This window comes from Clostridium swellfunianum (assembly GCF_023656515.1).
GTDB classification, from domain to species: domain Bacteria; phylum Bacillota; class Clostridia; order Clostridiales; family Clostridiaceae; genus Clostridium_AT; species Clostridium_AT swellfunianum.
The window spans coordinates 2717433-2742194 of record NZ_JAMOFV010000006.1; the positions used below are offsets into that span (position 1 = coordinate 2717433).

The 24762-nt window shown below is 32.9% G+C and carries 25 protein-coding genes and 1 tRNA gene; 2 read left to right on the plus strand and 24 right to left on the minus strand.

Annotated elements, in window-relative coordinates; genetic code table 11:
- Nucleotides 1–202: 202 nt before the first annotated feature.
- Complete coding sequence (locus tag NBE98_RS12960; protein WP_250815403.1) at nucleotides 203–1813, plus strand: Na/Pi cotransporter family protein; 1611 nt, start codon at nucleotides 203–205, stop codon at nucleotides 1811–1813.
- 52 nt (nucleotides 1814–1865) lie between these two features.
- On the opposite strand, the gene NBE98_RS12965 is transcribed toward NBE98_RS12960, so the two are convergent.
- From NBE98_RS12965 to NBE98_RS13000, 8 genes are all read right to left on the minus strand, one after another.
- Nucleotides 1866–1941 (minus strand) — tRNA-Thr (locus tag NBE98_RS12965).
- Nucleotides 1942–1988: 47 nt separating this feature from the next.
- A complete protein-coding gene (locus tag NBE98_RS12970) occupies nucleotides 1989–3200 on the minus strand; it encodes an EAL and HDOD domain-containing protein (protein WP_250815404.1) in 1212 nt (403 codons plus the stop codon).
- A 130-nt stretch (nucleotides 3201–3330) separates the two neighbouring features.
- Nucleotides 3331–4665, minus strand: a complete 1335-nt coding sequence (locus tag NBE98_RS12975) for a replicative DNA helicase (protein WP_250815405.1) — start codon at nucleotides 4663–4665, stop codon at nucleotides 3331–3333.
- A gap of 29 nt (nucleotides 4666–4694) precedes the next feature.
- Nucleotides 4695–6572, minus strand: a complete 1878-nt coding sequence (gene lonC / locus NBE98_RS12980; protein WP_432432683.1) for a Lon family ATP-dependent protease — start codon at nucleotides 6570–6572, stop codon at nucleotides 4695–4697.
- Nucleotides 6573–6644: 72 nt separating this feature from the next.
- The gene (rplI, locus tag NBE98_RS12985; RefSeq protein ID WP_250815407.1) at nucleotides 6645–7091 is read right to left on the minus strand and encodes a 50S ribosomal protein L9; all 447 of its coding nucleotides are present in this window, start codon (nucleotides 7089–7091) and stop codon (nucleotides 6645–6647) included.
- Complete coding sequence (locus NBE98_RS12990; RefSeq protein WP_250815408.1) at nucleotides 7091–9082, minus strand: DHH family phosphoesterase; 1992 nt, start codon at nucleotides 9080–9082, stop codon at nucleotides 7091–7093. The genes rplI and NBE98_RS12990 overlap by 1 nt, the downstream gene beginning before the upstream one ends.
- A gap of 12 nt (nucleotides 9083–9094) precedes the next feature.
- Nucleotides 9095–10096, minus strand: coding sequence for a YybS family protein (locus NBE98_RS12995; RefSeq protein ID WP_250815409.1), 1002 nt, complete (start codon nucleotides 10094–10096; stop codon nucleotides 9095–9097).
- A gap of 8 nt (nucleotides 10097–10104) precedes the next feature.
- Nucleotides 10105–10413 (minus strand): MazG-like family protein, encoded by a 309-nt coding sequence (locus tag NBE98_RS13000; protein WP_250815410.1) that lies wholly within the window; start codon nucleotides 10411–10413, stop codon nucleotides 10105–10107.
- Nucleotides 10414–10694: 281 nt separating this feature from the next.
- Between NBE98_RS13000 and NBE98_RS13005 the strand changes: the two genes are divergently transcribed.
- Nucleotides 10695–11582, plus strand: a complete 888-nt coding sequence (locus NBE98_RS13005) for a cation diffusion facilitator family transporter (RefSeq protein WP_250815411.1) — start codon at nucleotides 10695–10697, stop codon at nucleotides 11580–11582.
- Nucleotides 11583–11692: 110 nt separating this feature from the next.
- Here the strand turns inward: NBE98_RS13005 and NBE98_RS13010 are convergent, their stop codons facing one another.
- From NBE98_RS13010 to NBE98_RS22540, 16 genes are all read right to left on the minus strand, one after another.
- Nucleotides 11693–12520 carry an ABC transporter permease gene (locus tag NBE98_RS13010; protein ID WP_250815412.1) on the minus strand — a complete coding sequence of 276 codons (828 nt, stop codon included), beginning with the start codon at nucleotides 12518–12520 and terminating at the stop codon, nucleotides 11693–11695.
- A 14-nt stretch (nucleotides 12521–12534) separates the two neighbouring features.
- A complete protein-coding gene (locus NBE98_RS13015; protein WP_250815413.1) occupies nucleotides 12535–13359 on the minus strand; it encodes an ABC transporter permease in 825 nt (274 codons plus the stop codon).
- An 8-nt stretch (nucleotides 13360–13367) separates the two neighbouring features.
- On the minus strand, nucleotides 13368–14366 hold the full coding sequence (locus NBE98_RS13020; RefSeq protein ID WP_250815414.1) for an ABC transporter ATP-binding protein: 999 nt from the start codon (nucleotides 14364–14366) through the stop codon (nucleotides 13368–13370).
- Between the two features lie 14 nt (nucleotides 14367–14380).
- On the minus strand, nucleotides 14381–14641 hold the full coding sequence (locus NBE98_RS13025; RefSeq protein WP_250815415.1) for a hypothetical protein: 261 nt from the start codon (nucleotides 14639–14641) through the stop codon (nucleotides 14381–14383).
- Nucleotides 14642–14651: 10 nt separating this feature from the next.
- Entirely contained in the window at nucleotides 14652–15020 is a 369-nt protein-coding gene (locus NBE98_RS13030; RefSeq protein WP_250815416.1) for an SHOCT-like domain-containing protein, read from the minus strand.
- A 32-nt stretch (nucleotides 15021–15052) separates the two neighbouring features.
- A complete protein-coding gene (locus NBE98_RS13035; RefSeq protein ID WP_250815417.1) occupies nucleotides 15053–15418 on the minus strand; it encodes a DUF2089 domain-containing protein in 366 nt (121 codons plus the stop codon).
- 182 nt (nucleotides 15419–15600) lie between these two features.
- Nucleotides 15601–16386 (minus strand): polymer-forming cytoskeletal protein, encoded by a 786-nt coding sequence (locus tag NBE98_RS13040; protein ID WP_250815418.1) that lies wholly within the window; start codon nucleotides 16384–16386, stop codon nucleotides 15601–15603.
- A gap of 17 nt (nucleotides 16387–16403) precedes the next feature.
- Nucleotides 16404–17024 (minus strand): YhbD family protein, encoded by a 621-nt coding sequence (locus NBE98_RS13045; RefSeq protein WP_250815419.1) that lies wholly within the window; start codon nucleotides 17022–17024, stop codon nucleotides 16404–16406.
- Between the two features lie 129 nt (nucleotides 17025–17153).
- On the minus strand, nucleotides 17154–17687 hold the full coding sequence (locus tag NBE98_RS13050; protein ID WP_250815420.1) for a hypothetical protein: 534 nt from the start codon (nucleotides 17685–17687) through the stop codon (nucleotides 17154–17156).
- 14 nt (nucleotides 17688–17701) lie between these two features.
- Nucleotides 17702–18337 carry a TasA family protein gene (locus NBE98_RS13055; protein WP_250815421.1) on the minus strand — a complete coding sequence of 212 codons (636 nt, stop codon included), beginning with the start codon at nucleotides 18335–18337 and terminating at the stop codon, nucleotides 17702–17704.
- 88 nt (nucleotides 18338–18425) lie between these two features.
- Nucleotides 18426–19055 carry a hypothetical protein gene (locus NBE98_RS13060; RefSeq protein ID WP_250815422.1) on the minus strand — a complete coding sequence of 210 codons (630 nt, stop codon included), beginning with the start codon at nucleotides 19053–19055 and terminating at the stop codon, nucleotides 18426–18428.
- Between the two features lie 140 nt (nucleotides 19056–19195).
- Nucleotides 19196–19735 (minus strand): signal peptidase I, encoded by a 540-nt coding sequence (locus NBE98_RS13065; protein ID WP_250815423.1) that lies wholly within the window; start codon nucleotides 19733–19735, stop codon nucleotides 19196–19198.
- 231 nt (nucleotides 19736–19966) lie between these two features.
- The gene (locus NBE98_RS13070) at nucleotides 19967–21094 is read right to left on the minus strand and encodes a DUF5305 family protein (RefSeq protein ID WP_250815424.1); all 1128 of its coding nucleotides are present in this window, start codon (nucleotides 21092–21094) and stop codon (nucleotides 19967–19969) included.
- 63 nt (nucleotides 21095–21157) lie between these two features.
- Nucleotides 21158–22348: a signal peptidase I gene (locus tag NBE98_RS13075; RefSeq protein WP_250815425.1), complete on the minus strand. Its 1191-nt coding sequence runs from the start codon at nucleotides 22346–22348 to the stop codon at nucleotides 21158–21160.
- Between the two features lie 42 nt (nucleotides 22349–22390).
- The gene (locus NBE98_RS13080) at nucleotides 22391–22996 is read right to left on the minus strand and encodes a response regulator (protein ID WP_250815426.1); all 606 of its coding nucleotides are present in this window, start codon (nucleotides 22994–22996) and stop codon (nucleotides 22391–22393) included.
- Nucleotides 22993–24702 (minus strand): sensor histidine kinase, encoded by a 1710-nt coding sequence (locus NBE98_RS22540; RefSeq protein ID WP_250815427.1) that lies wholly within the window; start codon nucleotides 24700–24702, stop codon nucleotides 22993–22995. The genes NBE98_RS13080 and NBE98_RS22540 overlap by 4 nt, the downstream gene beginning before the upstream one ends.
- Nucleotides 24703–24762 lie beyond the last annotated feature (60 nt).

Sequence of the window (24762 nt, forward strand, 5' to 3'; positions counted from 1 at the left end):
TTAGAACAAAAAAAGAAAAATACCAAGGTAGAAACTCCTTGGTATTTTTGAAAACGATTTATTTATGTCAATCTAACACTTTATTATTATTTATTCAATTCTACTATAATATATCTCAGCTTTCTCTTAACAAAGTGATAGTAAATATAGTATTATATTCATTGTGAGATTTTTTAAGAACAAATGATATGGAGGAGAAACAATGGATATCTCAGGAATTATAATTGGTCTGCTAGGAGGCCTAGGACTATTTCTTTACGGAATGAAGCTTATGGGAGATGGCCTTGAGAATGCAGCAGGCGACAAATTAAAGGGTTTTCTAGAAAAAATCACTTCAAACCCTGTTAAAGGTATTTTAGTTGGAACAGTAGTTACTTCTATAATCCAAAGCAGCAGTGCTACTACAGTAATGGTAGTAGGATTTGTTAATGCAGGTTTAATGAACTTATATCAAGCTGCTGGAGTTATAATGGGAGCCAATATTGGTACAACAGTAACTGCTCAATTAGTTGCTTTTAAATTAACAGCTATAGCTCCTATATTTGTTGGTATAGGAACAGGCATTGTATTATTTTCGAAAGCTAAAAAAAGCAGAGAGATTGGTCACATTGTTCTTGGCTTTGGTATACTCTTCATGGGACTTCAGTTTATGGAGACAGTTTTAAAGCCAGTAGCATCTACTCCTGCCTTTGAAAATATGATAGTAACTTTAGGGCAGAGCCCAATACTCGGAATAATAGTAGGTATGTTAGCAACAGCAGTAGTGCAAAGTTCATCTGCTACTACAGGTATTCTTATAGCAATGGCAGGTAGTGGTGCTATACCTCTTGGAACTGCAATACCGATTTTATTTGGTACAAATATTGGTACTTGTATTACGGCTATGCTTTCAAGTATAGGAACCTCAAAAGCAGCCAGAAAAGCAGCATTATTTCATTTAACTTTTAATGTTATAGGTACAGTTATATTTACTCTTGCTCTAAACCCATTTACCAGCGCTGTTAATTTTATAAGCCCTGGAGCAGATGTTAAGAGACAGATTGCTAATGCTCATACATTATTTAATATAGTTAATACTTTTATACTAGTATGGTTTATACCTTATTTAATTAAATTTGTTAATAAACTTATACCGGGTGATGATAAATATGAATTGGTTGAAACAAAATATATAGATGAGAGGCTTTTAGAAACTCCAGCTATCGCAGTAAGGCAAGCTGTAAAGGAAATAATACGAATGGCTCATGAAGCAAAGCAAAACTTGGAACTATCTATGCAAGCTTTTAAAACCGACGATGAAGCTTTAATTAAAAAAGTGCTTGAGAATGAACAGCTTATTAACACACTTGAAGCTGATATTGTTTCTTTCTTAGCTAAGCTTGCAAATAAGCAGATTTCCGCCGAGGATTCAGAATTAATCACTTCTATGTATCATGTTGTAAATGATATTGAGAGAATAGGTGATCATGCAGAAAACTTAGCTGAACTTTCTCAGGAAAAAATTACTAGAAGGCTTCCATTCTCAGACCAAGCTATGTCTGAGCTTGAGCATATATATAGCTATACCTTAACTGCATTAAATACAAGTATTGAAAGCTTTGAGAATAACGATGCAACTAAAGCAAAAACTGTTCTAGATATAGAAGAAAGAATCGATAGCTTGGAAAAGGATCTTAGATCAACTCATATCAAAAGGCTTAATTCAGGCTCCTGTACCGCTTACAGCGGAACAGTCTTCCTTGATATGATAAGCAATCTTGAAAGAGTTGCTGACCACGCTATGAATATTGCTGAATCTGTGTATAACAGGTAATAAATATAAAAACCTCGATAGTAACTATCGAGGTTTTTGTGCGCTTATTACATGGAGCTCCTGAGGGGACTTGAACCCCTGACCTACTGATTACGAATCAGTTGCTCTACCAACTGAGCTACAGAAGCACCTTATATATTTATTATACCATAAATTGTATTTTTATTTCAATTATTTAGTTTCCTATAATGTTAGCAGCATCTATTACTGCATTAGCATAAATAGGTGGAATCTCTTCTTCTCTAAGTCCCAATCTTTTTGAAAAACTACTAAAGTTCTTCCAGTCAGCCTTTTCGTAACAAAGAATTAATTCACTTATAGATCTAAATATATTTTCTTCCCCAAGAAGGGCCGCCTTTATATCCTCAGCTATTGGCAGATCCTGAAGAATTTTTTCCATAGGTTGATTTAAGAGAACGTCAATATTAGAAAACATCTCCATTATAAAAACCTCTGAGGCTCGACTAGCCATGCTAACCTTACTAGCAATAGCCTCTCCAATCAATGCTCTTAAAATTGAAATATCCATTATTGCTTCACTGTTTTTGTCATTAAAGCTTCTAATAGTTACTAATGATGCCCACTTCATAAATTCTTTTTTTCCCATCAATACAAGAGCTTGCCTTATTGAGTGGATTTCAGTCTTAAGACCTATTGAAGCAGAATTGATATATTTTAATAGTTTATAAGAAAGAGACACATCTTTCTTTATTGCGTTTGCGATATTTATAATATCGTAATTATCTTCCTTCATCAATTTTATTAAATCAAAATTATATAAGCTGTTGCTTGGGATTTCTTTAGCACTCAATATAGTTGGATTACTAAAAAAATAACCTTGAAAATAAGTATAACCTAAACCTACAGCTTCATTAAAGTCTTCAATAGTTTCGACCTTCTCAGCCAAAAACTTTATATTTTTATTTTTAAATCTATCAATAATTGCTTTTCTTTCTATGCCCTTTGTTGCTACGAAATCAATCTTTATGAAATCAACAATATCTATTAAAGCCTCATAGCCTGGCTTAAATACAAAGTCATCAAGAGCCAAAGCATAGCCTAAGGCTTTAAGCTTACGACAGCACTCTACAATTTCATCAGAAGGAGTAACCGTTTCCAGTATTTCAATCACAACTTTATCTTTCGGCAGCAACAATGCTGTTTCTTGCAAAAGAAGACTTTCTGTAAAATTTATAAATGCTTTTTTTCCATTAGTTAAACTTCCCATTCCTATTAAAGTAAAACTATTTGTTATAACCTCTAAGGTGGCCTTATCTCCGTCTAAAGCTACGTAATAATTATCCTGATTTGACCTAAACAGGAGCTCGTAGTAAACTACTTTTCTATTTATATCTAAAATTGGCTGACGAGCCACATAAACCTCCATGTATATCCCCCAATTTACCAAACTAAACTATACTTCGCATAATTATAACATAATATGATAAATAATTCCATATTCTAGCTAAGTTTTACACTTTATATACAAAATGGTGCAGCATTACTGCTGCACCATCCTAATATTCTGTATGAACTGTATCAAGATTACCAAATTTAGAATACTGACCTAGCCATGCAAGCTTTACTGTTCCTGTTGGACCATTTCTTTGCTTAGCTATGATACACTCAGCCATATTCTTTTCTTCTGTTTCCTTATTATAGTACTCATCTCTATAAAGAAACATAACAACGTCGGCATCCTGCTCTATAGAACCAGATTCTCTAAGGTCAGAAAGCATTGGCCTATGGTCTGCTCTTTGTTCAGGAGCACGAGAAAGCTGAGAAAGTGCAATAACAGGGCAGCTCATTTCCTTAGCTAGTGCCTTTATAGATCTTGATATTTCAGAAACTTCCTGCTGTCTGTTCTCAGGATTGCTTCCTGACATAAGCTGCAAGTAGTCAATGATTACCATATCTATACCATGTTCAAGTTTAAGCCTTCTACACTTAGAGCGCATCTCCATTACAGAAACACCGGCAGTATCATCTATATAAATTTTTGCCGCTGCTAATGGTCCTGCTGCTCTAGCAATATTCTCCCAGTCTCTGTCATCAAGGTTACCTGTTCTAAGCTTAAGCATATCAACATTAGCCTCTGCACAAAGGAGCTTATAGGCAAGCTGCTCCTTGGACATTTCCAGCGAAAATATAGCGATGCTTTTTCCTGTTCTTAAAGCCGCATGCTGTGCAAGGTTTAAAACAAAGGTGGTCTTACCCATGGAAGGTCTTGCTGCTATAAGTACCATATCACCCTTTTGAAAACCTGAGGTCTTTGCATCTAAATCATTAAAACCAGAAGAAACTCCAGTAAGCTCTCCTTTATTATTAAAAAGTCTCTCTATTTCTAAAAATCCTCTTTCAAGCACTGTGCTCATAGGCTCAAAGTCAGAGGTGTTTTTCTTGTCCGCTAAATTAAATATCTTTTGCTCTGCAGATTCAATTACAGCTTCAACATCATCCTGTTTATCGTAGCTAGCCTCGATTATTTCCGTTGAAGCCCTTATAAGCTTTCTTAGCATCGCCTTTTCAGATACTATTCTTATGTATGATTTAACATTTGCCGTAGATATAGCAGTTCCATAAACTTCACTTATGTAACTTAAACCGCCAACAGATTCTAGCTTTTTAGATGCTGTCATAGCTTCAGCTAGCGTAACCATATCTACAGGAGTATCCTTTTGGTAGAGTTCAACCATACTGCTAAATAAAATTTTATGTGCGTCTCTATAAAAATCCTCACTTTTTAAAACTTCCACAGCTTGCGCTATGGAAGTTCTTTCTTTAAGCATGGCACCTAAAACCCACTGCTCTGCTTCAATGTTGTGAGGTAAACTTCTAAGAGGTGTATCCATTGAATCGCCTCCTTGTAAATTTACTCATATTAAAATACTAAGTCCATTAATTCCTCTATTGTATCAACTGCTTTAACTTCTATATCTGTAAGTCCTGTCGGAACTTCCTTTAAGTTATCCTTTGGTACAATAACAAGCTTAATTCCCTTTCTTCTTGCACCATATACCTTTTCAAAAATTCCACCTACAGGTTTAACTTTTCCTCTTAAGGATATTTCTCCAGTTATAGCTATATCCTGTCTTATAGGTTTATCGAGCAGTGCGCTAATAATACATACAGTTATAGCAGCTCCAGCTGATGGTCCATCTATATTTCCACCACCTATAGCATTAACGTGAATATCATAGTCCTTTATATCTTTATCAGTAAGTTTTCTTATAACTGAGGCTGCATTGAACACAGAGTCCTTTGCCATACTTCCTGCAGTATCATTAAAGCGCATTTGTCCTGAACCTTTATCCTTAGCCTCAAAAACTGCTGCCTCTATCTCTATTGTGGAGCCAACATAACCGCTAACCCCTAAACCATAAACATGACCAATTTCCTTATCATTTTCAGTCTTGACCTCTTCATAAGGAGTTAATCTGCTTATAGAAATTATTTCATGAACATCACTGATTTTTATTTTAACTTCATCTGTTTCACCTTTGTCATTATAAAGCACATATCCATAAACATCTGCAAGAAGGTTAACTGCTTTTCTACCTTCTATAGTATATCTGCTTATAAGTTCAGCAACTCCTGCTTCAAGCTCAATGCTAAGCTTTGCTGCTGCATTTTCAACTATCTTTTCAATATCCTTAGCTGTTAATGGCTCAAAGTAAACCTCAGTACATCTTGAACGAAGTGCTGGATTTATGTCTCTCGGTTCTCTTGTAGTTGCTCCAATGAGCACAAAATCTGCTGGCGCTCCATTATCAAACAGATACTTTATATATTTAGGAGTATTTTCATCCTCTGGATCATAATAAGAAGAAGAAAACTCAACTCTCTTGTCTTCTAAAACCTTTAAAAGCTTATTTTGAAGTATTTCATCAAGCTCTCCAATCTCATCTATAAATAAAACCCCTCCATGAGCCTCTGTAACAAGACCTGGCTTTGGTTCTGGAACACCTATCTCAGCTAAATCTCTTTTACTTCCCTGATAAATAGGGTCATGAACTGAACCTAAAAGAGGGTTTGTTATTTCTCTTGGATCCCATCTTACTGTAGTTCCATCTACCTCGACAAACTTTGCTTCCCCTTTGAAAGGAGTATGCTTAAGTTTCTTTGCTTCTTCAAGAGCTAGCCTTGCCGCTGTAGTCTTACCAACTCCTGGAGGTCCGTATAAAATGATATGCTGTGGATATGGTGAAGCCATTTTTGATATAAGAGACTTTATAGCCCTTTCTTGTCCTATAATTTCATCAAAAGATTCAGGTCTTAATAATGCCTGAATGCTCTTTGTAAGCTTTTTAGAATCAAGCACTTCAAGCTGGGCATACTTTTTAAGAGTTTTTGCATTTTCAGGTCCTTTTTGTTTTTTAAGTATGCCTAATCTAATTTCATCAACATACTTATCTTGTCTTTCAATTAAAGCCTGTTCAACTTCTTTTTCTATTTCATTTTGAACATATTTTTTAGCAATTGCTTCTGAGATCCACTTATTTGTATCTTGAAGTACTTCACTTATATTTCCTTCGCTTGGAATGGTATCTATACCCTTACCATCGCTTACTATTCTGTTTAAAGCGTAAATTCTCTTATATATATCACCACTATGGATATATTTTTGAAGCTTGTATTTTATAATTCTAGATTTAACTGCACCTTCATCAAGTACATTTCTTATGAGCTCAAATAAAACATCCACTTGGGACTCAAGTGGTATGTTTTTAAGTTTGCTTTCATCAAATCCATAGTCAATTTTAAACTGTGATTTCACTAAATTATCCCCCTCACTAATGCTGCGTATGCTTCAATTAAGGAGAAACGAATCCTACTTTTGTTCTGCTATAACAACATTGACTTTTGTAGATACTTCTGGATAAATTTTAACTTCAACTTCATATGTTCCAAGTGTTCTTATTGTATCTACAACTATCTTTTTCTTATCTATGTTAACTTTATACTGAGCATTAAGTGCATCTGCTACGTCTTTGCTTGTTATAGAACCAAATAGTCTTCCGTTTTCTCCTGATTTTGCTGTTATTTTAACTGCTTTTCCTTTTAACTCATCAGCTAATTTCTGAGCTGCTTCAATCTCTGCAAGCTTCTTTCTTCTTTCAGCTTCCTTCTTTTGATTTAAAATATTCATATTGCCTTCTGTTGCTTCCTGTGCAAGTTTTCTTGGGAACAAGAAGTTTCTTGCATATCCATCAGAGGCATTAATAACCTCACCTTTCTTACCTACTCCTTTAACGTCAGCTAATAATATAACTTTCATTACTTTTCACTCTCCTTTATGTTTTTATCAATTGTATCCTGTAATTTTTCTAAAACTTCTTCAATGGTTAAGCCACTAAGCTTTGTTCCAGCCATAGTCATGTGACCGCCGCCCCCTAAAGCTTCCATAATTACTTGTACATTGACATCACCCAAGGATCTTCCGCTTATAAGTATTTCATCATCTATTCTAACAATAACAAAGGATGCTTGAATACCTGTAATATTTAGCAGTTCATCCGCTGCTTGGGCAGCCAATACATTATCTTCTATTTCAGGTGGGCATATGGCTACAGCTATTCCATTGTCTACCTTTGCAGACTTAATAATTTCAGCTTTTTTGAGATAAGTATCCAGATTTTCCGCAAACATTTTTTTAATGTCAATGGTATCTGCACCTAATCTTCTTAAAAAGCCTGCAGCCTCAAAGGTTCTTACACCAGTTTTAAAATAAAAATTCTTTGTATCAACACAAATTCCTGCAAGAAGCACTTCTGCCTCCTTAGGCTTTATCTTTGGGTTTTCAATCATATATTGAAGCATTTCTGTAACAAGCTCCGAAGTTGAAGAGGCATAGGTTTCTATATAGCTTAGCAGTACCCCCTCAACAGCATCTGGCGACCTTCTGTGATGGTCTATGATTACTATCTTCTTAAAGGCCTTAACAAGCTCATAATCCAATACATATCCTTTATTATGGACATCAACTATAATAAGCAAACTGTCATCGGTTAAACTTTTACTAGCGGTCTCAGGACTTAAAAAAGTATTAGTATAGTCCTCATCATCCTGAAACTTTTCGAGAGCCACCTTTATTGCTGAATTTCTATTATCAAGAACTATGGAACAAGGCTTATTCAAAAGCCTAATAGCACTGTTTATGCCTATTGCAGCTCCAAGACAGTCTGTATCAGGATTTTTATGCCCCATAACAAAAACTCTGTCGCTTCCATTAATCAGGTCTACTAATGCATGAGCTATAACCCTTGCTCTTACCTTTGTTCTCTTTTCAACTTCCTTAGTCTTTCCGCCGTAGAAGGAAAGCTTCTCTTCATTTTTAACTACAACCTGATCACCACCACGTCCAAGAGCAAGCTCTTTTGCAGATAGTGCAAAATTATAGTTATCCTGTGGCGTATCTCCATTACGCCCAACACCAGCACTCAAAGTAACAGCTAGTGTATTCCCTAAGTTTATTTCTCTTATGGAATCTAAAATTTCAAATTTCTTTTCGATTTCCCCTTGTATATACTTGTCTTGTGTTATCAAAATATACTTATTGTCGGAATACTTCTTGAAAATTGCATTTAGACTTTGACCATAGTTGTTCAACGTTCTCTCAATCTGAGCAGCTAAAAGAGGTCTCTTATCTTCAACAGTAGTCTTAATAACATCATCCAAGTTATCTACTTCAAGCATCATAACAGAAGCCTTATTATCATCCATGCTCTTTTGAAGGTTAATCTGTTCAGTAACCTCATAAAAATAAAGCAACACTATGTTATCCTCGTTACTTATATTTTCAGCAGTATTTACTATGCTTGTATATATATCGTAATACTTGTCTTTCAAGTTTATATGTCTAAATTCAGTTCTTTTTTCATTTAGTACCTGTCTTATATTAAATTCCTTAATTATGGTTCCAATATTTTTACCTAAAACATCCTCACCGTCAAGCATAGAGGTAGCATTTTGATTATACCAAGCAACATCTCCATTCTCTCCTACTATTATAAGTGGGAACGGAAGTTTAATAAGCGTGCTGCTTGTAGCTATATCAAGCTTTGAAGTAAAATCTTCAATAAACTTTTTCCATTCGTCTTTTTTAACCTTTGAACGCTTTATGTTGTAGATTACTAAGCCACCATAGATAATTAGAGCAGCTATGCCTTCTAAAAAGTGTCCATAGACGAACAGAATCATAATAGCAAACGCTAGGATAATCATGTAAGCTCTATTTCCGGCATTAAAATAATTATACTTATTATCCATGCTCAGCCCCCTTTATCTTTTTAGGACCCTATTTGGATTTACTTTTCTAAAATCTATTATCATATCTGCTATGCCAAGGTATAAAAGCGCACTGGCAAATAGAGGATTAAAAGAAACAAACAAAAGAATTAATGTTATTATCCCATTGGAAAGCTTAAATCTGTTTCTTAAATAATATGCGGCAACAGAAGCTCCAACTATTAAGAAGCTGTACTGCATAATTATTTGACCAGAAGTTAATATAGGTCCTCCTAGCGGGAGGTTTTTTGCCTTTAAATACACCCCAAGAGGGATTGGAAGTACTATTAAAGCTCCAGCAAAGCTGTTGATATAAAGTTCAGTAAATGGAGTCATCTTCTTCATATGGTAACCTAGTCTCTTAAGTACAGCTTTTGCAGTAATGTAATTCAAAAATGCTGAAAAAATTGACTGGAATATTAAAATAGATGCAAATGCATTTATTAAAAACTCAGCATTGAACATACTAAACATCGACTCAATCTGTTTAAACTGCTCTTCTGGTACGCCAGCCTTAGAATAGAAGGACTTGACCATATTAATAGATTCTGTTAAAGCTGAATTCATTTCATTTATGAAGGTCGTAAAAAATTCTGTTAATGTAGTCTTTTGTATTAAAAATACAGTTGCAATATAAGTTAATATTGTAGCTATTAAGGACATAACAGCAAGTAAAAACAAGGTGTAGTTCGAGCTTTTGTCTTTTTTTATGCTATAGCCTAAAGTCAGCCCGGTTAATCCAAAGGATATAGCAGAAAGCAGCGCTTGAATTGGATTAAAAAGCACCGCTGTAATAATAGTACTTACAACTATAGCAGCTGTAGTTACCTTGATATCGTGACGAATAAATAAAAGTGCTACTGGCACAGGTAAAATTAGCGTTCCCATGAAGGACATAATAGGAACATACCCTGTTATAAGCATTAATACAACAATTATAGCTGAAATAATTCCTGCCTCAACTGTAGACTTAGTACTATATTTTCTAGTTTCCATATCTCATCCTATTGCCTTTCTTTTAAGTGAGTATATAATCTTCTCAAATCATTATCATATTTGTCTTCTTCACTCAGACCTTCCCTTAAATTTTTCTTCATGCTTTCATCCACTGCAGTGTGAGAGTAACCTAATCTATCTGCAAGTAAGTATAGTATTATTATTGCCTTGGAAATGCAATCTAATATCGCATCTTGAGCAACATTGCTTCCTTTTGTTAAAAGAGTGAAAAAATCGCCTATTATTGTAAGTAGTCTTGCTTTATATTGTTCAATTACCTTAACGCTTGACATTATATTAAACTCATCGTTCCTCACTTCAATCCCTCCACAAAACCTCAACTAAGAAGTAACCATTTTCAATAAACCTATAAATCTATTGTAGTGATTTTTAACCATTTATGCAACAATTGATTGTCCTTGCCAGGAATTTTATGTAATTTGTTACAATTGAAATTTTACCTTATATATAGTTCATTATCAATTGATAACATATATCTTGTATTCTTTCTCTTAATTTTGTATCAACTTCAATATCTGATGCATATAATTCTATTATCAGTTGAAAGTATTAAACCACTTAAAGGGAGACGAATACAATGAACTCTACAAATTATAAAAAAATAAAGCAGGTCTTATGGGTTATTATGTTTGCAAATTTCGCAGTAGCCCTACTAAAGATTATAATCGGGAGTGCAGTAAAAAGTGCTAGTATAACTGCAGATGGTTTTCACTCTCTAACAGACGGTTCCTCAAATATTGTGGGGCTCATAGGAATCAGCCTTGCAGCTAAACCAGTAGATAGGGAACACCCTTATGGACATAGAAAATTCGAAACTTTGGCTGGGCTTTTTATAGCTGGAATGCTTCTATTTATAGGAGGGAAAATAATAGTTGAAGCTGTTAACAGATTTTTAAATCCTGTTTCTCTAAATATTGCCTTAGAGAACCTAAGGGCTCTCATTGTCACACTTGCAATTAATATATTTGTCTGCACCTACGAGTATAGTCAGGGTAAAAAATTAAATAGCTTTATACTCCTATCAGATTCACTTCATACAAGAAGTGATATATATGTATCCATTGGAGTTTTAATTACTTTAGTCTGCATTAAACTTGGACTTCCATCTATTATAGATCCAATAGCTTCTTTAATAGTATCCTTATTTATACTTCATGCTTCCTATGAAATTTTTAAATCTGCTGGAAGTATATTAGTCGATAAAGCTGTAATAGACACTGAAAAGATAAAAAATTTAGCCTTGGAATTTGATCAGGTAAAAGGAGTGCATAACATTAGAAGCCGAGGCAGCGAGGATGATGTTTATATAGATATGCACATATTAACAGAACCAAATATGAGCGTAGAAAAATCTCATGATTTGATTCATCAGATTGAAAAGAAAATGAGAAAGGAAATAAATAATAACCTTCAGGTATTTGTGCATCTAGAACCTTTTTATGATTTGATTAGAAATGCAAAATAAAAATAGAACAGAAATTATATAACCCAACAAGAAAAACACAGGAATAGCTTTTTTATTGCAACCTAAAAAGTTAACTTTTTAAATTGTTAACTTTTTAGGTTAAAAAACTTTTAGTGGCCTCCCAAGATTCCAAGCTCTCTGCACTTTCTCTCTACCTTCATAAATATAAAACTTCCAAGTAGTGAGAAACCTATCATAGTTGCAATAATTATAGCAAACTCAGTTTTAAGTGAGAATAAAGGTATTTGATTTGTTAATATTGCTCTGCTGCTGTCGTAGATATAAGTCATAGGAAGAGCAAAAGATACAAACATGAAACCTCTTGGCAGTACCTTTACCGGAAAATATCCTCCCGAAAAGGCTGATACTGTGGCATTTGTTATATCAATTATTCCGTTAGCTTCCTTTGCAAGCAGTACTAGGGAGCCTATCACTAAACCTAGTCCCAACATCCCTATTATTCCAGGAATTAAAAAACCTATAGCCTTAAGAAGCCCTGCATTAAGATTGAAACCAAAGGCAAAGTGACATACAATTCCTGTTAATATAACTTCAAAGGTAGTAGCACAAAAGTTAAAAATACTTTTGCTTATCATTAGTACAATTCTATTTACAGGTGCGCTCCAATTAGATTCTAAGACACCTTGACGCATCTCTTCCTTTAACGAAAAGCCCATTGTCCAAAATACTGTAGCTACATAGGAAGAAATCATGTAGCCTATAACGAGAAAGCTAATATAATCTGAGTTGCCTGTATACTTTTCAAAACCCGGAAGTTTTCCATTAACAGAAAAGCTTTTACCCATGAAATAAAAGGGAGTAAGCCACATTATTGGATCAAACAGTGTCATAATGAAATTAACTGGATACCTGAAATATATTTTTGCAGTTATTAAAAATCTTGATCTAAATACTATTAGTATATCTTTAAAACTCATTGGCTCACCCCCTCCTAAAATCTCTCAAGAGAACCGGATTCTTTAACTTTATTTTCTATAGCCATAAATAGAATTCTTCCTAACATTAGTATTATAAAGCCTTCTACTAAACACATCATAATATTGAAACTGGCACCTTTTAGTCCTTCTCCATTGACCATAACCTGCCTTGCAGCTTCTATGCCATAGGTAAAAGGGATTCCCTTTGACAAAAACCTCATCCACTCTGGCATAATAGCTATAGGAAAGGTTATTCCACAAAGTATCATCATAACTCCTCTTGCCACGTTTACAGCCGCATTAGCTTCCTTAAGCCATAAAATTATACTGGCAAACAAAGCACCTAAGCCGTAAACCCCTGGCATCATTATAATGAATATAAAAACCCATTGAAGTATGCTGCCTGTAAAGTGTATTCCATAAATAAATCTATATTCTATTACAGATACAAGGGATATAAATACAGCTTGAAATACTGATACAAGGCCACCTCCAATAAGAAGGTCAAATTTATTTATTGGACAAAGCCAGTTTGACTCAAGTGTTCCTCTTGTCTGCTCTTCTCTAAGGTAGGTGCCAAAGCTCCACATAGTTGTATTTACCCACATCCAGGCCATAGTACCTACAACTATAAACCCAGCATAGCTGCCTGTTCCAGTTGCATTTTTAAAGGCCTCTATACCTGACATGTCTGGCCCAGACAATCCAATTGCACTCATTATATATAATAATGGAAAGATTAATGGCCAAATTATAAGTTGAATAAACCAAGAAGGATACCTGAGCATTTGTGTTAAGTCCTTTAAAAAAACCGCATAAATAGTACGAAGTCTTCTCATAGCTCCACCTACTCTCTCAAACTCTTGCCTGTAAGGTGAATAAATACATCCTCAAGAGAAGGCTCAAGTACATTTATATTTAATATTTGGGATTTGTTTTTAGATATACAGTCTAACAGCTTTTGAATTATAGTATTTCCATTGGTGTGATGTACAGTTAAAGTGTAGTTTCTTTTCTCAGAGTTGTAATCATTTATGACGTTCTTTATATTTTCAAGTGACTTTATTTCATTGATTAGTTTATCGTCTGCTTTAGTAAGTTCAATTTTTATGCTTTTTACTTCGTTAATACTTTTCTTAAGATTTTCAGGAGTATCCAATGCAATTATTTTCCCACCATCTATAATAGCAATTCTATCGCAGAGAAAATCCGCTTCCTCCATATAGTGAGTAGTTAAAAGCACCGTTCTGCCTTCCTGCTTTATATCCATAATTATTTCTCTTAGATTAAGCGCTGACTGCGGATCCAGTCCTAGGGTTGGTTCATCTAGAAGAACCACTGGAGCATTTGGAATTAAGGCCTTACCTAAGGCAACCTTTTGCTTCATACCTGTTGAGAACTTTTCAACAAGTTCATCTGCTTTTTCTACTAAACCAAGCCTGTTTATTATCTCATCAGCCCTCTTTTTTGCTTCTTTTTTATTGCAACCATAAAGAGAAGCAAAATATTCAAGGTTTTCACGAGCCGTAAGCTTCCAATATATACTCCTATCTCCTGCCAGTACAGTACCTATATTTTTAAGTGCCTGCATAGGACTTTTATCTACGTCTTTTTCCATAACACATACACTTCCGGAGGTTGGTCTCAAAAGGCCTGTAATCATCTTTATAGTTGTAGTTTTTCCCGCTCCATTTGGACCAAGCAGACCAAAAATTTCTCCTTTATATATATCAAAACTAACTCCATCTACAGCCTTAAATTCCTTCTTTTCTATAGTTCTAAAAAACTTCTTTTTTCTACTGATAAAATACTTTTTTAAATCTTTAACCTCAACAGCTCTCTCCATCTCAATACATCCTTTTAAATTACTATTTCAACTATGGTTCCATCACTGCTTTTTATGTCCACTAATTTTAACCCCTTATAGTCCTTTAAAATGTTGAAACCTTTTTTAAGTTCATGTAAATCTACCATATCAATATACTGCTGACTTTCAGCAGGTGCGTATTTTTTAGCTATTCTTATTCCTACATTTCCAAAGCCAAGAGCACCTTTAACAAGCCACATAGGTGCTGGAAGCTTAATTACCTTTCCTTCATTGGTCCTAATATAAATTCTCATAGCAAATCCCCTACTCAATTGAAATGTCTACTATATCTCCATCAGCGGTTTGAATATCAACAATCTTGCCTTCAAGACCAGAATCTATAGCATCCATAATTGTTTTTATGTCTATGTCCACCCCATTTTCCTTTAGCCCTGGTACATTTTTGATTGAGCTGCCAACAGCTTTTAAAAATCTTACTGGTACATTTACATTTACGTTGTCTTTGTCATGGGATAACACCTTAATTCTCAGCATCCTATCCAAGTTGCTTGATACTGGCATCTCTGAAACAGCAGTAGTCTTATTTAGTGCCTCAATAAGCTCTGTAGCCTTATCAGAATTAATTTTCCCCTCTTCAACCATCTTTAAAATTCTTTTAACTTCTTCTTTCATTAATAAACCCCTCCATTTATATCTAATAAATTTTATTCTTCTTTCATCATGTTAATAGCTTGCTCTGGTGTAATTTCACCTTTTTCAAGCATATCTAATATATCCTTGCTTGCCATTGCTGGCTTTTTAACTACTGTATAGCCAAGAGCTGTAACCACATCATCAAGCTTTGCTCTAACTGTTGGATAAGATATTCCAAGCTCCTTTTCAACATCCTTAATATTGCCTCTGCATTTCAGAAACACTTCCATAAAATTAAGCTGCTCGCTGCTTAGGTACTCAAATTTTGAAAATTCAAAGTCGTTTTCTATTACCGTATTGCATTTACTGCACTTAAGCTTTGTAACTCGTAGCTTTGCACTGCAGATAGGACATTTGCTTATAACTCTATATGCCATTAAATCACCTCTAACTCTCTATGCGAGAATTAACAATTAATTCGAATTATTGTCTATATTTACATTATAATGCTGCAGTTTATAAAAATCAATATGTAAATTAAATATTTTAATATTATATTTATATTATTTTATAAAAATTAAACCTTTGATTAAAATAATTAATCAAAGGTTTAAATAAATTAATCTACCTTAATTTGATTCTCTACTCTTGCACCATCAATTATATCTAGCTTATTCTTATATTCTACTGTATCTATGATACAGCCTATTCCTATAGTCACATTATTTCCTCTAACAATCTTAGCTGTGGTATATTCAAGATAAATATCATCACCTTCAATAATTTCTGTTGTAAGTCCAACACTATGGCTTGTAAACATGCTTACTATTCTATTCCAAATACCACTTACCCCTAATTCTCTAACTACAATTTTCTCTCCACCAATTTCTTTCGCAGAACAAAATCCTCCAACTCCTATGTCGATGCTGCCTGCATTAAGAAGTCCGCCTATTTTAAAAGAACCTCTTGCAATAAATTCCTCAGACTCACAATCATCCTCAATATCTATTCCCCCAGAAATTCGAACATTTTCCCCATTTAAACTTCCACCTATTTCTTCAGATCCAGATATACTAATTTCATCACCTTTTAAATCTTTTTCAATATTAGCTGATCCAGAAACTTTTATTTCAGTACATTGTACAGGTCCTGTTATACGTGATGAGCCGCTAATTTTAATCTCTGCAGCCTCCATGCTTCCAGTAATACGAGATGATCCACTAGTTTTAAATTCTTTAGCCTTAATATTTCCTTCAACCTTTCCAGAACCGCTTATGTGGAACTCATTGCACTCTACATTCCCCGTAATTTTTCCGGAACCGCTTATTTTAACCTGGTCATAAATTCCACCACCAGCACTACCTGAACCTGATATTTTCAAACTTCCAACTGTTTCATTATTCATAATATATCCTCCCTCTTTTATAGCTTAAGCTTCAAATTTTCAATTGCCTTGCTTATATTAACCTTCAAAACCAGCTTTGCTCCTGTTTCTATCAAAATTTCATTAGGCAAACCTATCAAGAAACATACAGCTACACCAAACTTTCTTATAAGAACTATTTCACAATCTTTACCCTCAAAATTTTTATAGTGAGCTTCCATAGTTGTGAGAATAAGCTTACCTTCATCTAAACTTATTTCTCCAGAATGAAGAAAGATTTCTAATAGCCCAACATACAATATTTTTTCAAAAGGAAACACTTTAACTTCCCCATGAAAGCTTTCATAAATCTCTAACGCCATTTGTGAAACAATGTTCCTTCTCAAAAGCTCCTCTTTACTTAAAATCACATCTGATGGAACAGGCGAAAACATTTCAGCCAGCTCATCAAGCGATGCATCATCCTTCATGTTTTTAATCTTATCTATTCTTTCAAGTATCTTATCTCTTGGAAAGAATGTCTCCTGTCCTGTATAGCTAGACTTTTTTATAAACCATTCCTCAGGTATAAGGTTCTTGCGCTTCCACCTGTAGAGTTGCCCGTAGGAGATGTCTGTTAGCTCAAGAAGGTCTTTTTTCGAGATTAAGTTCTCTTCCAATGTATCACGCCCTTGTTATATTATTGGTATGTTTTTAGTGTAACATAACATTGTTTCGTTGTAAATATGGATTTGTAAAATACCAAAAATAAAAAAGTTATCGCATTTCGCAATAACCTTTAATCACATCTATTGTATTACAGTTTTAATCATTAAATATCTCAAAGATATTTTAATATCTTTATCCTCTTTTATGAATTTATTATAACACTTTACACTAATAGTTCCGGCGAGCATTTTATCTTTCTTACCATTAGCATTAAAGAGACGACTCATAGCCAAATAATTTTCCAAGGTTAGTATTGTAGTAATAGGGATAGTGGTTTCCTTATTTATTAACTTGGTTGGCGCTATAGGAGATAAAAACTGTGCAACTTCTCCTTGAAGCTCAAAAGAAGCATTTATATCTTGACTGCAATTTTTTGTAATCTTAATATAAGCTGGTATTGTAAGTTTAGGGTCTGGAGATTCATTTATAACTTCGCCAACTGTTATAAAATCCTCTGTAGTAGCAACACTTGAGCTTATTTGAACTTCTTTTTTTACTGAAAACCAAGAATATGTCCTAATATTATTGAAGGTTATAAAACCTATGAATAATATTATTAAACATATAAATTTTGTTTTAAGTTTAATTGAATCAGTATCTTTTAGCAATTTCATTGTATATTCTCCTACTACTCAGAGTAAACTGCCCCAGCAATATTTTGCCTTGCCTTCACCTCAAAAATAATATTAACGTCATCACCTTGATGAGTATTATTAGCTAGAGAGGAATCTAATAAGAATCTAAATTTGCATACAAGTTTTTCATTTGAAGCAAACACTTTTGGAACTCCACCTTGGGGATCTAAATTGTTATTTAGTCCGGAATTAAAGGTAACTATAGGTTCACCAAGCTTACTATCAGCTGTTTCATATATAAGATTATTGGGATCCATATCATTGTTTTTATATATCTTAGCTATAATTTTATATGCGTTGATATCCCCGACACCATTATTAAAAACTTTATCTTCTGATAATAAGTTTAGATTTCCCATAAGCACCATATCGAGGTTCCCTGCATTGCTGAAGTATATAACCTTCTCAGCAGAAGCCTCTCCTGGCTGTATCTTTCCTAAATCTATTACAGCTTTAGCCTCATCATTTATGTCGAGCTTAAAGGTTCCAACTTGGATTTTACCACTGCTGACTACACTAGCGGTAAACCAAGTATAGGTACTAGCCCCTGCTAATAGTACTGTTAAAGCGAATAATATTAAACTAGCTAACAGTTTTTTATTATTAAACGTATTAATAAATTTGTTCATATCTATTCTCCTAAAGAAGCAGTCATAATAAATGGAATAAAAATTATACAACCATAGACTTAAATTTACCTATGGTTGTATCTTATAACTATTTAGATGCCACTAAGTCCTCAGTAGTAAGGTTCAACTCTGCCTCAACTGATGCTCCTTGATAATCGTTCTCCGCAGAGCTATTTATTCTAACTTCACCTTGCTCTATAATAAAAGTTCCATTTTTCGAAAGCTCTTTTGTTTCTGAATTATTTATAGCATCCATTAAGTCTTTTATAGGCAAAAATTCCCCTTTTGAATCAAATATTGTTTCATCCCCAAATTTAACTACAGTATTAATTTCAAAATACTTAGCTTTATCTGATTCAGTATCTAATACTAAAGGTGTGGCAGTTTCCGACAATTCATTATCAACAATACTTCTTTTCTTTACAGTAAGTATCAACTCAGGATTGATTTTCATACTCTTATTTCCTGTAACTTCTGCTCTAAGTGGCTTAAGACTTTCAACACTTCCTGGAACTGCATCATTCAGTGTGAATAATTCAAATTTTTGCTCTCCAACCTTATTATTTATCGTATAAGTAACAGTTTCTATTTTATTATTTACACTCTTTACTTTTGCTGTAAACGCAGCATAAGTACCAATCCCTGCTCCAATTGATAAGGTTCCAACTAAAATCAAACTCGTTAGAATCTTCTTGTTACATGTAATTTTATTAAACATCTTTCTCTATCTCCTTACTATTTCTTATTTTGTATTTCAGTAATTTATATTATGTCAGTGTTTAGTCATAACCTGTTTCTTATTCTTTTCACTTGGCTGCCTCCATTTTCTTATAATTTATATTTCCACATTACCCTTTATTACTCAGCTGCACTTTGTTTTTTAAGCTCTGATAATATGGTTTTAACCTCACCAAATATAAGTATAAAAATAGGAATGAATATGAATAGTACAATTCCAACCTTACTATTAACAAATTCTAGAACCCATCCACCATAAGGAATTCTGAACGCTAAAATACCAACTACGTTGCTATATGGCACCGGCTTTGAGTCCTCAACATTATTGGAATCACCTTTGGTAACAAAATAAACATTTTTATTTTCTATTTTTACGTTTGTTACTCTATGTGTAATTAAGTCATTATTTTCAGTTTTATATGTTATAACATCTCCTATTTTTACTGAATCCGCATCTATGCTTTTAGCAAAAATAACATCTCCAGCCTTTATCCCTGGATCCATGCTACCACTTAAGACAGTCATCATTTTATATCCAAATATTGAAGGCACATAAGATTTATTTTCTCTGTTATTTATTAAGGAATAAAGAGATCCTAAAAATAGTAGTATTAAAAGTCCAAATAACAAATTATTTATCAATTTGATTGTTAATTTCACAACAATTCTCCTTAAAAACATATAAAATTCGATTTCATTCGAATTATAGACATAAATGTAAAAAATATACATAATATTCAGACAAAATATAAATATTTAGCATTAAAGGAGTCTACTTACTCATGTTGTCTAGCAGTTCTCTAGTGCTTGTATATTTATATAGCTACCTGAATTATAATTAAGAGCATAACAAAAGGGAGTATATCACTCCCTCAAAAAATCCTTCATTCATTAAGTTGAAATTTCTATAGACCCTACATCCTTCTTACCACTAGATTTTACTTCTATTTGATCATTATTTAGCTCATAAACATAAACCACATTTTCATCTATAGCATAAAACGTTGGCTTTTCAGATAACTCTAGCACTTTCTTATATAAGACAGGCTTACTTATATCATCAGCAACACGTATTAAATCCTCCATATCTTGAACAAGGATTTGTTTTTCTGACCTAAAGTTAATGTTTCCACCTAGATTAACAATTCTTTCTCCATACTTGCTTAATATCTGTCTTAATTTTGTTTGCGACGGGTCAGCTGCAACCTCTGGATATGTAAATACTATAACAAAAATTAGAGCTATAGTAGAAACAAGTATTAATGCACCATATAAATTAACTCTCTTATAGAAGCTTGGAGAAATAACTTTTTCCACCCCTTCAATTTTGCCGTTTTTCATTTGTTGTAAATTGCCTTTTATCTCAAAATACTTTGAGGTTGGTGGGATTTCCATAGTAGATACTAATTGTTCATTTACTACTCCCTTTTCACTTTCTACATTTACAGATACATTCCAATATATTGTCAATCGTGTTTCAAAATTTATCTTTGAGGCAGCTGTTACTTGTTGAATGAAATCATTATATGTAGATAGCTTTATATTCAGTTGTTTTTCAACAGCTGCTGATTTTTCTTTTCCTTCAAATGCTGTATCTGGTTGAAGTATAAATTCCTTTTTCCAAGCAGGTTTTGTAGCCTTTTCATTTCCTAAAAGCCCCTCTACAACAGCAACAACATTATATTTCCCTTTAACCTTAGCAGGCGAATCCCCCTTGTATTCATATTTAAAATTAGTATTAATATTGTCAACAAAGTCAGTAACATATACTCCATTCTCACCTAGGCTTTTTTGACTATATATAATATTAGGCAGCAAATCTACCGAATAATTAACAACTCCTTTATGGGTATATGTATAGAATGGAACTTTATTTTCAATATATTTATGCTTTCTTATACCAATCACTAACAAAGCTATAAAAACTATAATAGCTATTGAAATCACAATAATACTAGCTAATTTTAAATACCTATTAATCTTAAAGAGCTTTATACTTCTTTCTTTCTTTTGCTTCATGCCAGCACTCTCCCCAAAAATAATTAATTATATATATTTATACAAATTCAAAAGCTGCTTCTCCTAAAACTCCACTTTTTCCTTTGGAACATCATTTCTACTTTTTAGTATTAGAGTTGGCCATCCTATCTTTGGTATAACTCCAATGACTTTTCCTTTAATATTTTCAATTGCAACTAACTCTCTATCTGCCGTACTGTTATTATCACCTTTAGTTTCATACTTAACTTGCTGTTCGTCATTTTTTACGCTAATAATTCTATGGAAAATATATATATTATCGCTTTTAAATTTAATAACATCTCCAACCTTTATATCATCAGGCTTAAGCTTTCTAACTAACACCATATCGCCTGGATCTATCATAGGTTTCATGCTTCCAGTTGCTATAACCGCTGGAGACACAGGGAAAACTCCAAAGGAGAACCACATTATCCCTATAGATAAAGTAGCTGTTATAATCCACCCCAAAGGGTTTTCTTTCTCTTCAAAATTCTTTTTTCTACCTTTTATCTGACTAAAATAAATAAATTGGATAAACATAAGGCTAAAGATAGGTACTAAACCTCCGATAACTGCCTGGGTAATCCATTTTAAATTGGGTAGAATGGGAAACACCCATGTAAAGCTCTCTATAACTCCTATATATATTATAGAAACTACTGAGCCACCAAGATATGATAAATAACATGCTAAAATATTCTTAGAAAGCTCCGGTATTACGTATTGCGCTATATATTGAACAATCTTTTGAGTACCCTGTAATGTTGATATTCTATTAAATGGCAAACTGAGAAAAGTGAATATAATCGAAATAGTAACTATATTAAAATATAAGTATTTTTCTGAGCTTTTATTTACAATACGTGCTCTAATAATTTCTCTTCCTAATAGAGTGGTTATTACTATAAATAGGTTTTTTATAATTCCAATAAAAGATAAATCATAGGGACTCTTTCCAAATCCATCAATTAGTCCGCCGCCCATTGTTATAACAATATATATAAAGGCCAAATATCCAGCCCACCATCTTAAAAAACTGTATAACCTTATCTTAGCTTTTGGTCGTATCTTTGAAAAAAATATAATTAAGCATGATATTACTATCCATATAGCCGGCTTAATAGCATATATAAATACTGTACTGCTATTGAAAGAAACAGCTCTTAAATTTTCTAGCAAATATATAGCCATCATTAGTGCTATAAGAAAACTAGACTTGGCTGCATTTTTTATTCCTCCACCTTTTATCATTAGAGTTCCTCCATATATTAATAAATGTATAATAATTTTGCACTACTTACTGTTAACCAAAGCAACAACCTGAGAGCGCTGCTTCAGGTTCATCTTAAGTAGTATATTACTAACATGTTTCTTAACGGTATTTTCAGATATAAAAAGCTTTTTTGCTATATCCTCATTGCTAAACCCCTTACCAAGCTCTAGCAACACTTCTTTTTCCCTATCAGTTAATTGACTTATCAAATTATTTTCCTTTTCCCTATGACTATAATCAATAATCCCTGGATCATAATATTTCTTGCCTCTATTTATAGATTTAACTGCATAAAAAAGATCCTCAAAAAATGCATCTTTAAGCATATAACCATCCACACCTATCTGCTCACCCTTTAAGAAATCTTCCTGTGATATGAATGTAGTTAATATCATAAATTTGGTAGTATTACTTAACTTCTTGCTTCTTGCCACAATATCTAGTCCATTCTCGTTCCCTAACTTTAAATCAATAATAGCAATATCAGGCTGTTCTTTAGTAATTAAACTAACAGCATCAGTAATATTAGATGCTTCTTTTACCATTTCTATATCTTTCTCTTCCTTCAAAACTGAAATAAGTCCCCTTCTTACTAATGGATGATCATCAACAATTACTAACCTCATACTACTACCTCCACATCGCTTAAAGTATTATTAGGGAATAACACATCGACCCTTGTTCCTTCGTTATCTGAACTATTGATTTTAATTTTTCCACTAAATAGATATACTAAATTAAATATATTTGAAAGACCTAAGCCTCCATTCTTTGCTTTGGTTCTATCATCTACATTAAAACCTATTCCATTATCAATAATTTCTAAGCTTGTATAGCTCCTTTCTATATGTATCAGAATTTTAATACTAGTTGACTTGCCATGCCTCACGGAATTTCCAATACATTCACAAATAATTCTGTATAATGCCTTTTTAACATCAGTGCTTATAAATTCCTCATCACCTACTAAATCAAATAGTATATCTACATTATTAAGCTTAGATATATCTTCAATAAAAGATTCTATATTTTCCTTAAATGCACTATGTCCTTTTTTCTTCCAGCTAAGCCTATAAATTGTTTCCCTTAATTCCTTTATTGAATTATTTATAGAATCTCTAATAGCATTAAGATCTTCAATAACATCTACTGAATAGTTGTTCATCACCTTTTTAGTTAATGAATGGATTCCACATGCTGCTGCAAATAGCCTTTGACTAACACTATCATGAATTTCATTCGCTATTCGATTTTGTTCTTCACTTATTACTAACCTCTCATTGATTTGCTCTAATTCATTTTTTTCAAACACAACAGAACTTAAAGATGCTAAAAATCTTAATTGATCTATGTTTTCTCTTATAATAACTTTATCTTGACTTAAATTTATTTCAACTCCTAGTATTCCATATATTTTATTTAAGGACTTTACAGTGACAGCGATATAATCATAATTGCCTTCAAATATATAAACAGGTTCATCAGAGTCCTTAATATCATTTAAGTTATTGGTAATTACTTTACTTATTGCGTGTTTTGAGTATTCAGGTATATTGTTATCAAATAGTATAAGTAATTCGCCACTAGCGCAAGGTTCGAAAAAAAATACATTGTTTGCTTTAGTGATTTTCTTAGTATAGTCTACAAGTAATCTTATTGACTTATCTCCATTTTTTACATTTACAAACGAATACACCGCTTGATAGAGAGACATTGTATACTCCATAGACTCATTTAGTCTTTTATTTGTATTGGCTAATTGATTATTTAATATCTTAAGCTGTTCCCTTTCTCTTCCTATTTTATCTGCTAGCTTAAATAATAAATATATGGCCAATGTAATTAACACGAAGCTAAGTATTAGATTTGAATTGATTATTAAATTTTTTTCAAGGTTATGATCTGCTTTATTAAATATGTAGGCAGAAACTTCAGAAGAAACAATAAGATAAAAAATTAAGTTTATCATGCAATAATATATATTTAAAAAATGTATATTAATTAGAATTGTATTTAGTGAATACCATATATAGGGGCTGTTTATTCCTCCTGTAGGTATCAAAATCACTGTATTTACTATAATTTCAATTAAAATTAACAGCTTAATAATTGTCTTACCTGCATCCACTTTAATATACAAGTAATTTAAGATAATGGATGATATGCTTAAGCATAAAATCATTATTAATTTATTATTTATAGAAGATTGATTATTTGTAATCAAATAGAACAGAGAAGTTATTGCAAGTGAAAAATATCTATATAGATAAATTATTTTTATATCATCTGACATATGCTTTATTTTAACTAAATTTTTCAACACACTTATCACTTAAATTCCTTCCCTTCATCAACACTTAATTCCTATTTGTTTTTAATTTTTATTACAAAT

Excerpts from the sequence above, each read along its gene's own strand:
- NBE98_RS13005 (WP_250815411.1), top strand. The coding sequence starts at position 10,695 with ATGAACTCTACAAATTATAAAAAAATAAAGCAGGTCTTATGGGTTATT.
- NBE98_RS13055 (WP_250815421.1), bottom strand. The coding sequence starts at position 18,337 with ATGAACAAATTTATTAATACGTTTAATAATAAAAAACTGTTAGCTAGT.
- NBE98_RS13015 (WP_250815413.1), bottom strand. The coding sequence starts at position 13,359 with ATGAGAAGACTTCGTACTATTTATGCGGTTTTTTTAAAGGACTTAACA.
- NBE98_RS13030 (WP_250815416.1), bottom strand. The coding sequence starts at position 15,020 with ATGAAAGAAGAAGTTAAAAGAATTTTAAAGATGGTTGAAGAGGGGAAA.
- rplI (WP_250815407.1), bottom strand. The coding sequence starts at position 7,091 with ATGAAAGTTATATTATTAGCTGACGTTAAAGGAGTAGGTAAGAAAGGT.
- NBE98_RS13050 (WP_250815420.1), bottom strand. The coding sequence starts at position 17,687 with ATGAAATTGCTAAAAGATACTGATTCAATTAAACTTAAAACAAAATTT.
- NBE98_RS13060 (WP_250815422.1), bottom strand. The coding sequence starts at position 19,055 with ATGTTTAATAAAATTACATGTAACAAGAAGATTCTAACGAGTTTGATT.
- NBE98_RS13040 (WP_250815418.1), bottom strand. The coding sequence starts at position 16,386 with ATGAATAATGAAACAGTTGGAAGTTTGAAAATATCAGGTTCAGGTAGT.
- NBE98_RS13080 (WP_250815426.1), bottom strand. The coding sequence starts at position 22,996 with ATGAGGTTAGTAATTGTTGATGATCATCCATTAGTAAGAAGGGGACTT.
- NBE98_RS12975 (WP_250815405.1), bottom strand. The coding sequence starts at position 4,665 with ATGGATACACCTCTTAGAAGTTTACCTCACAACATTGAAGCAGAGCAG.
- NBE98_RS12960 (WP_250815403.1), top strand. The coding sequence starts at position 203 with ATGGATATCTCAGGAATTATAATTGGTCTGCTAGGAGGCCTAGGACTA.
- NBE98_RS13010 (WP_250815412.1), bottom strand. The coding sequence starts at position 12,520 with ATGAGTTTTAAAGATATACTAATAGTATTTAGATCAAGATTTTTAATA.
- NBE98_RS12995 (WP_250815409.1), bottom strand. The coding sequence starts at position 10,096 with ATGGAAACTAGAAAATATAGTACTAAGTCTACAGTTGAGGCAGGAATT.
- NBE98_RS13070 (WP_250815424.1), bottom strand. The coding sequence starts at position 21,094 with ATGAAGCAAAAGAAAGAAAGAAGTATAAAGCTCTTTAAGATTAATAGG.
- NBE98_RS13020 (WP_250815414.1), bottom strand. The coding sequence starts at position 14,366 with ATGGAGAGAGCTGTTGAGGTTAAAGATTTAAAAAAGTATTTTATCAGT.
- NBE98_RS12970 (WP_250815404.1), bottom strand. The coding sequence starts at position 3,200 with ATGGAGGTTTATGTGGCTCGTCAGCCAATTTTAGATATAAATAGAAAA.
- NBE98_RS12990 (WP_250815408.1), bottom strand. The coding sequence starts at position 9,082 with ATGGATAATAAGTATAATTATTTTAATGCCGGAAATAGAGCTTACATG.
- NBE98_RS13075 (WP_250815425.1), bottom strand. The coding sequence starts at position 22,348 with ATGATAAAAGGTGGAGGAATAAAAAATGCAGCCAAGTCTAGTTTTCTT.
- NBE98_RS13025 (WP_250815415.1), bottom strand. The coding sequence starts at position 14,641 with ATGAGAATTTATATTAGGACCAATGAAGGAAAGGTAATTAAGCTTCCA.
- NBE98_RS13035 (WP_250815417.1), bottom strand. The coding sequence starts at position 15,418 with ATGGCATATAGAGTTATAAGCAAATGTCCTATCTGCAGTGCAAAGCTA.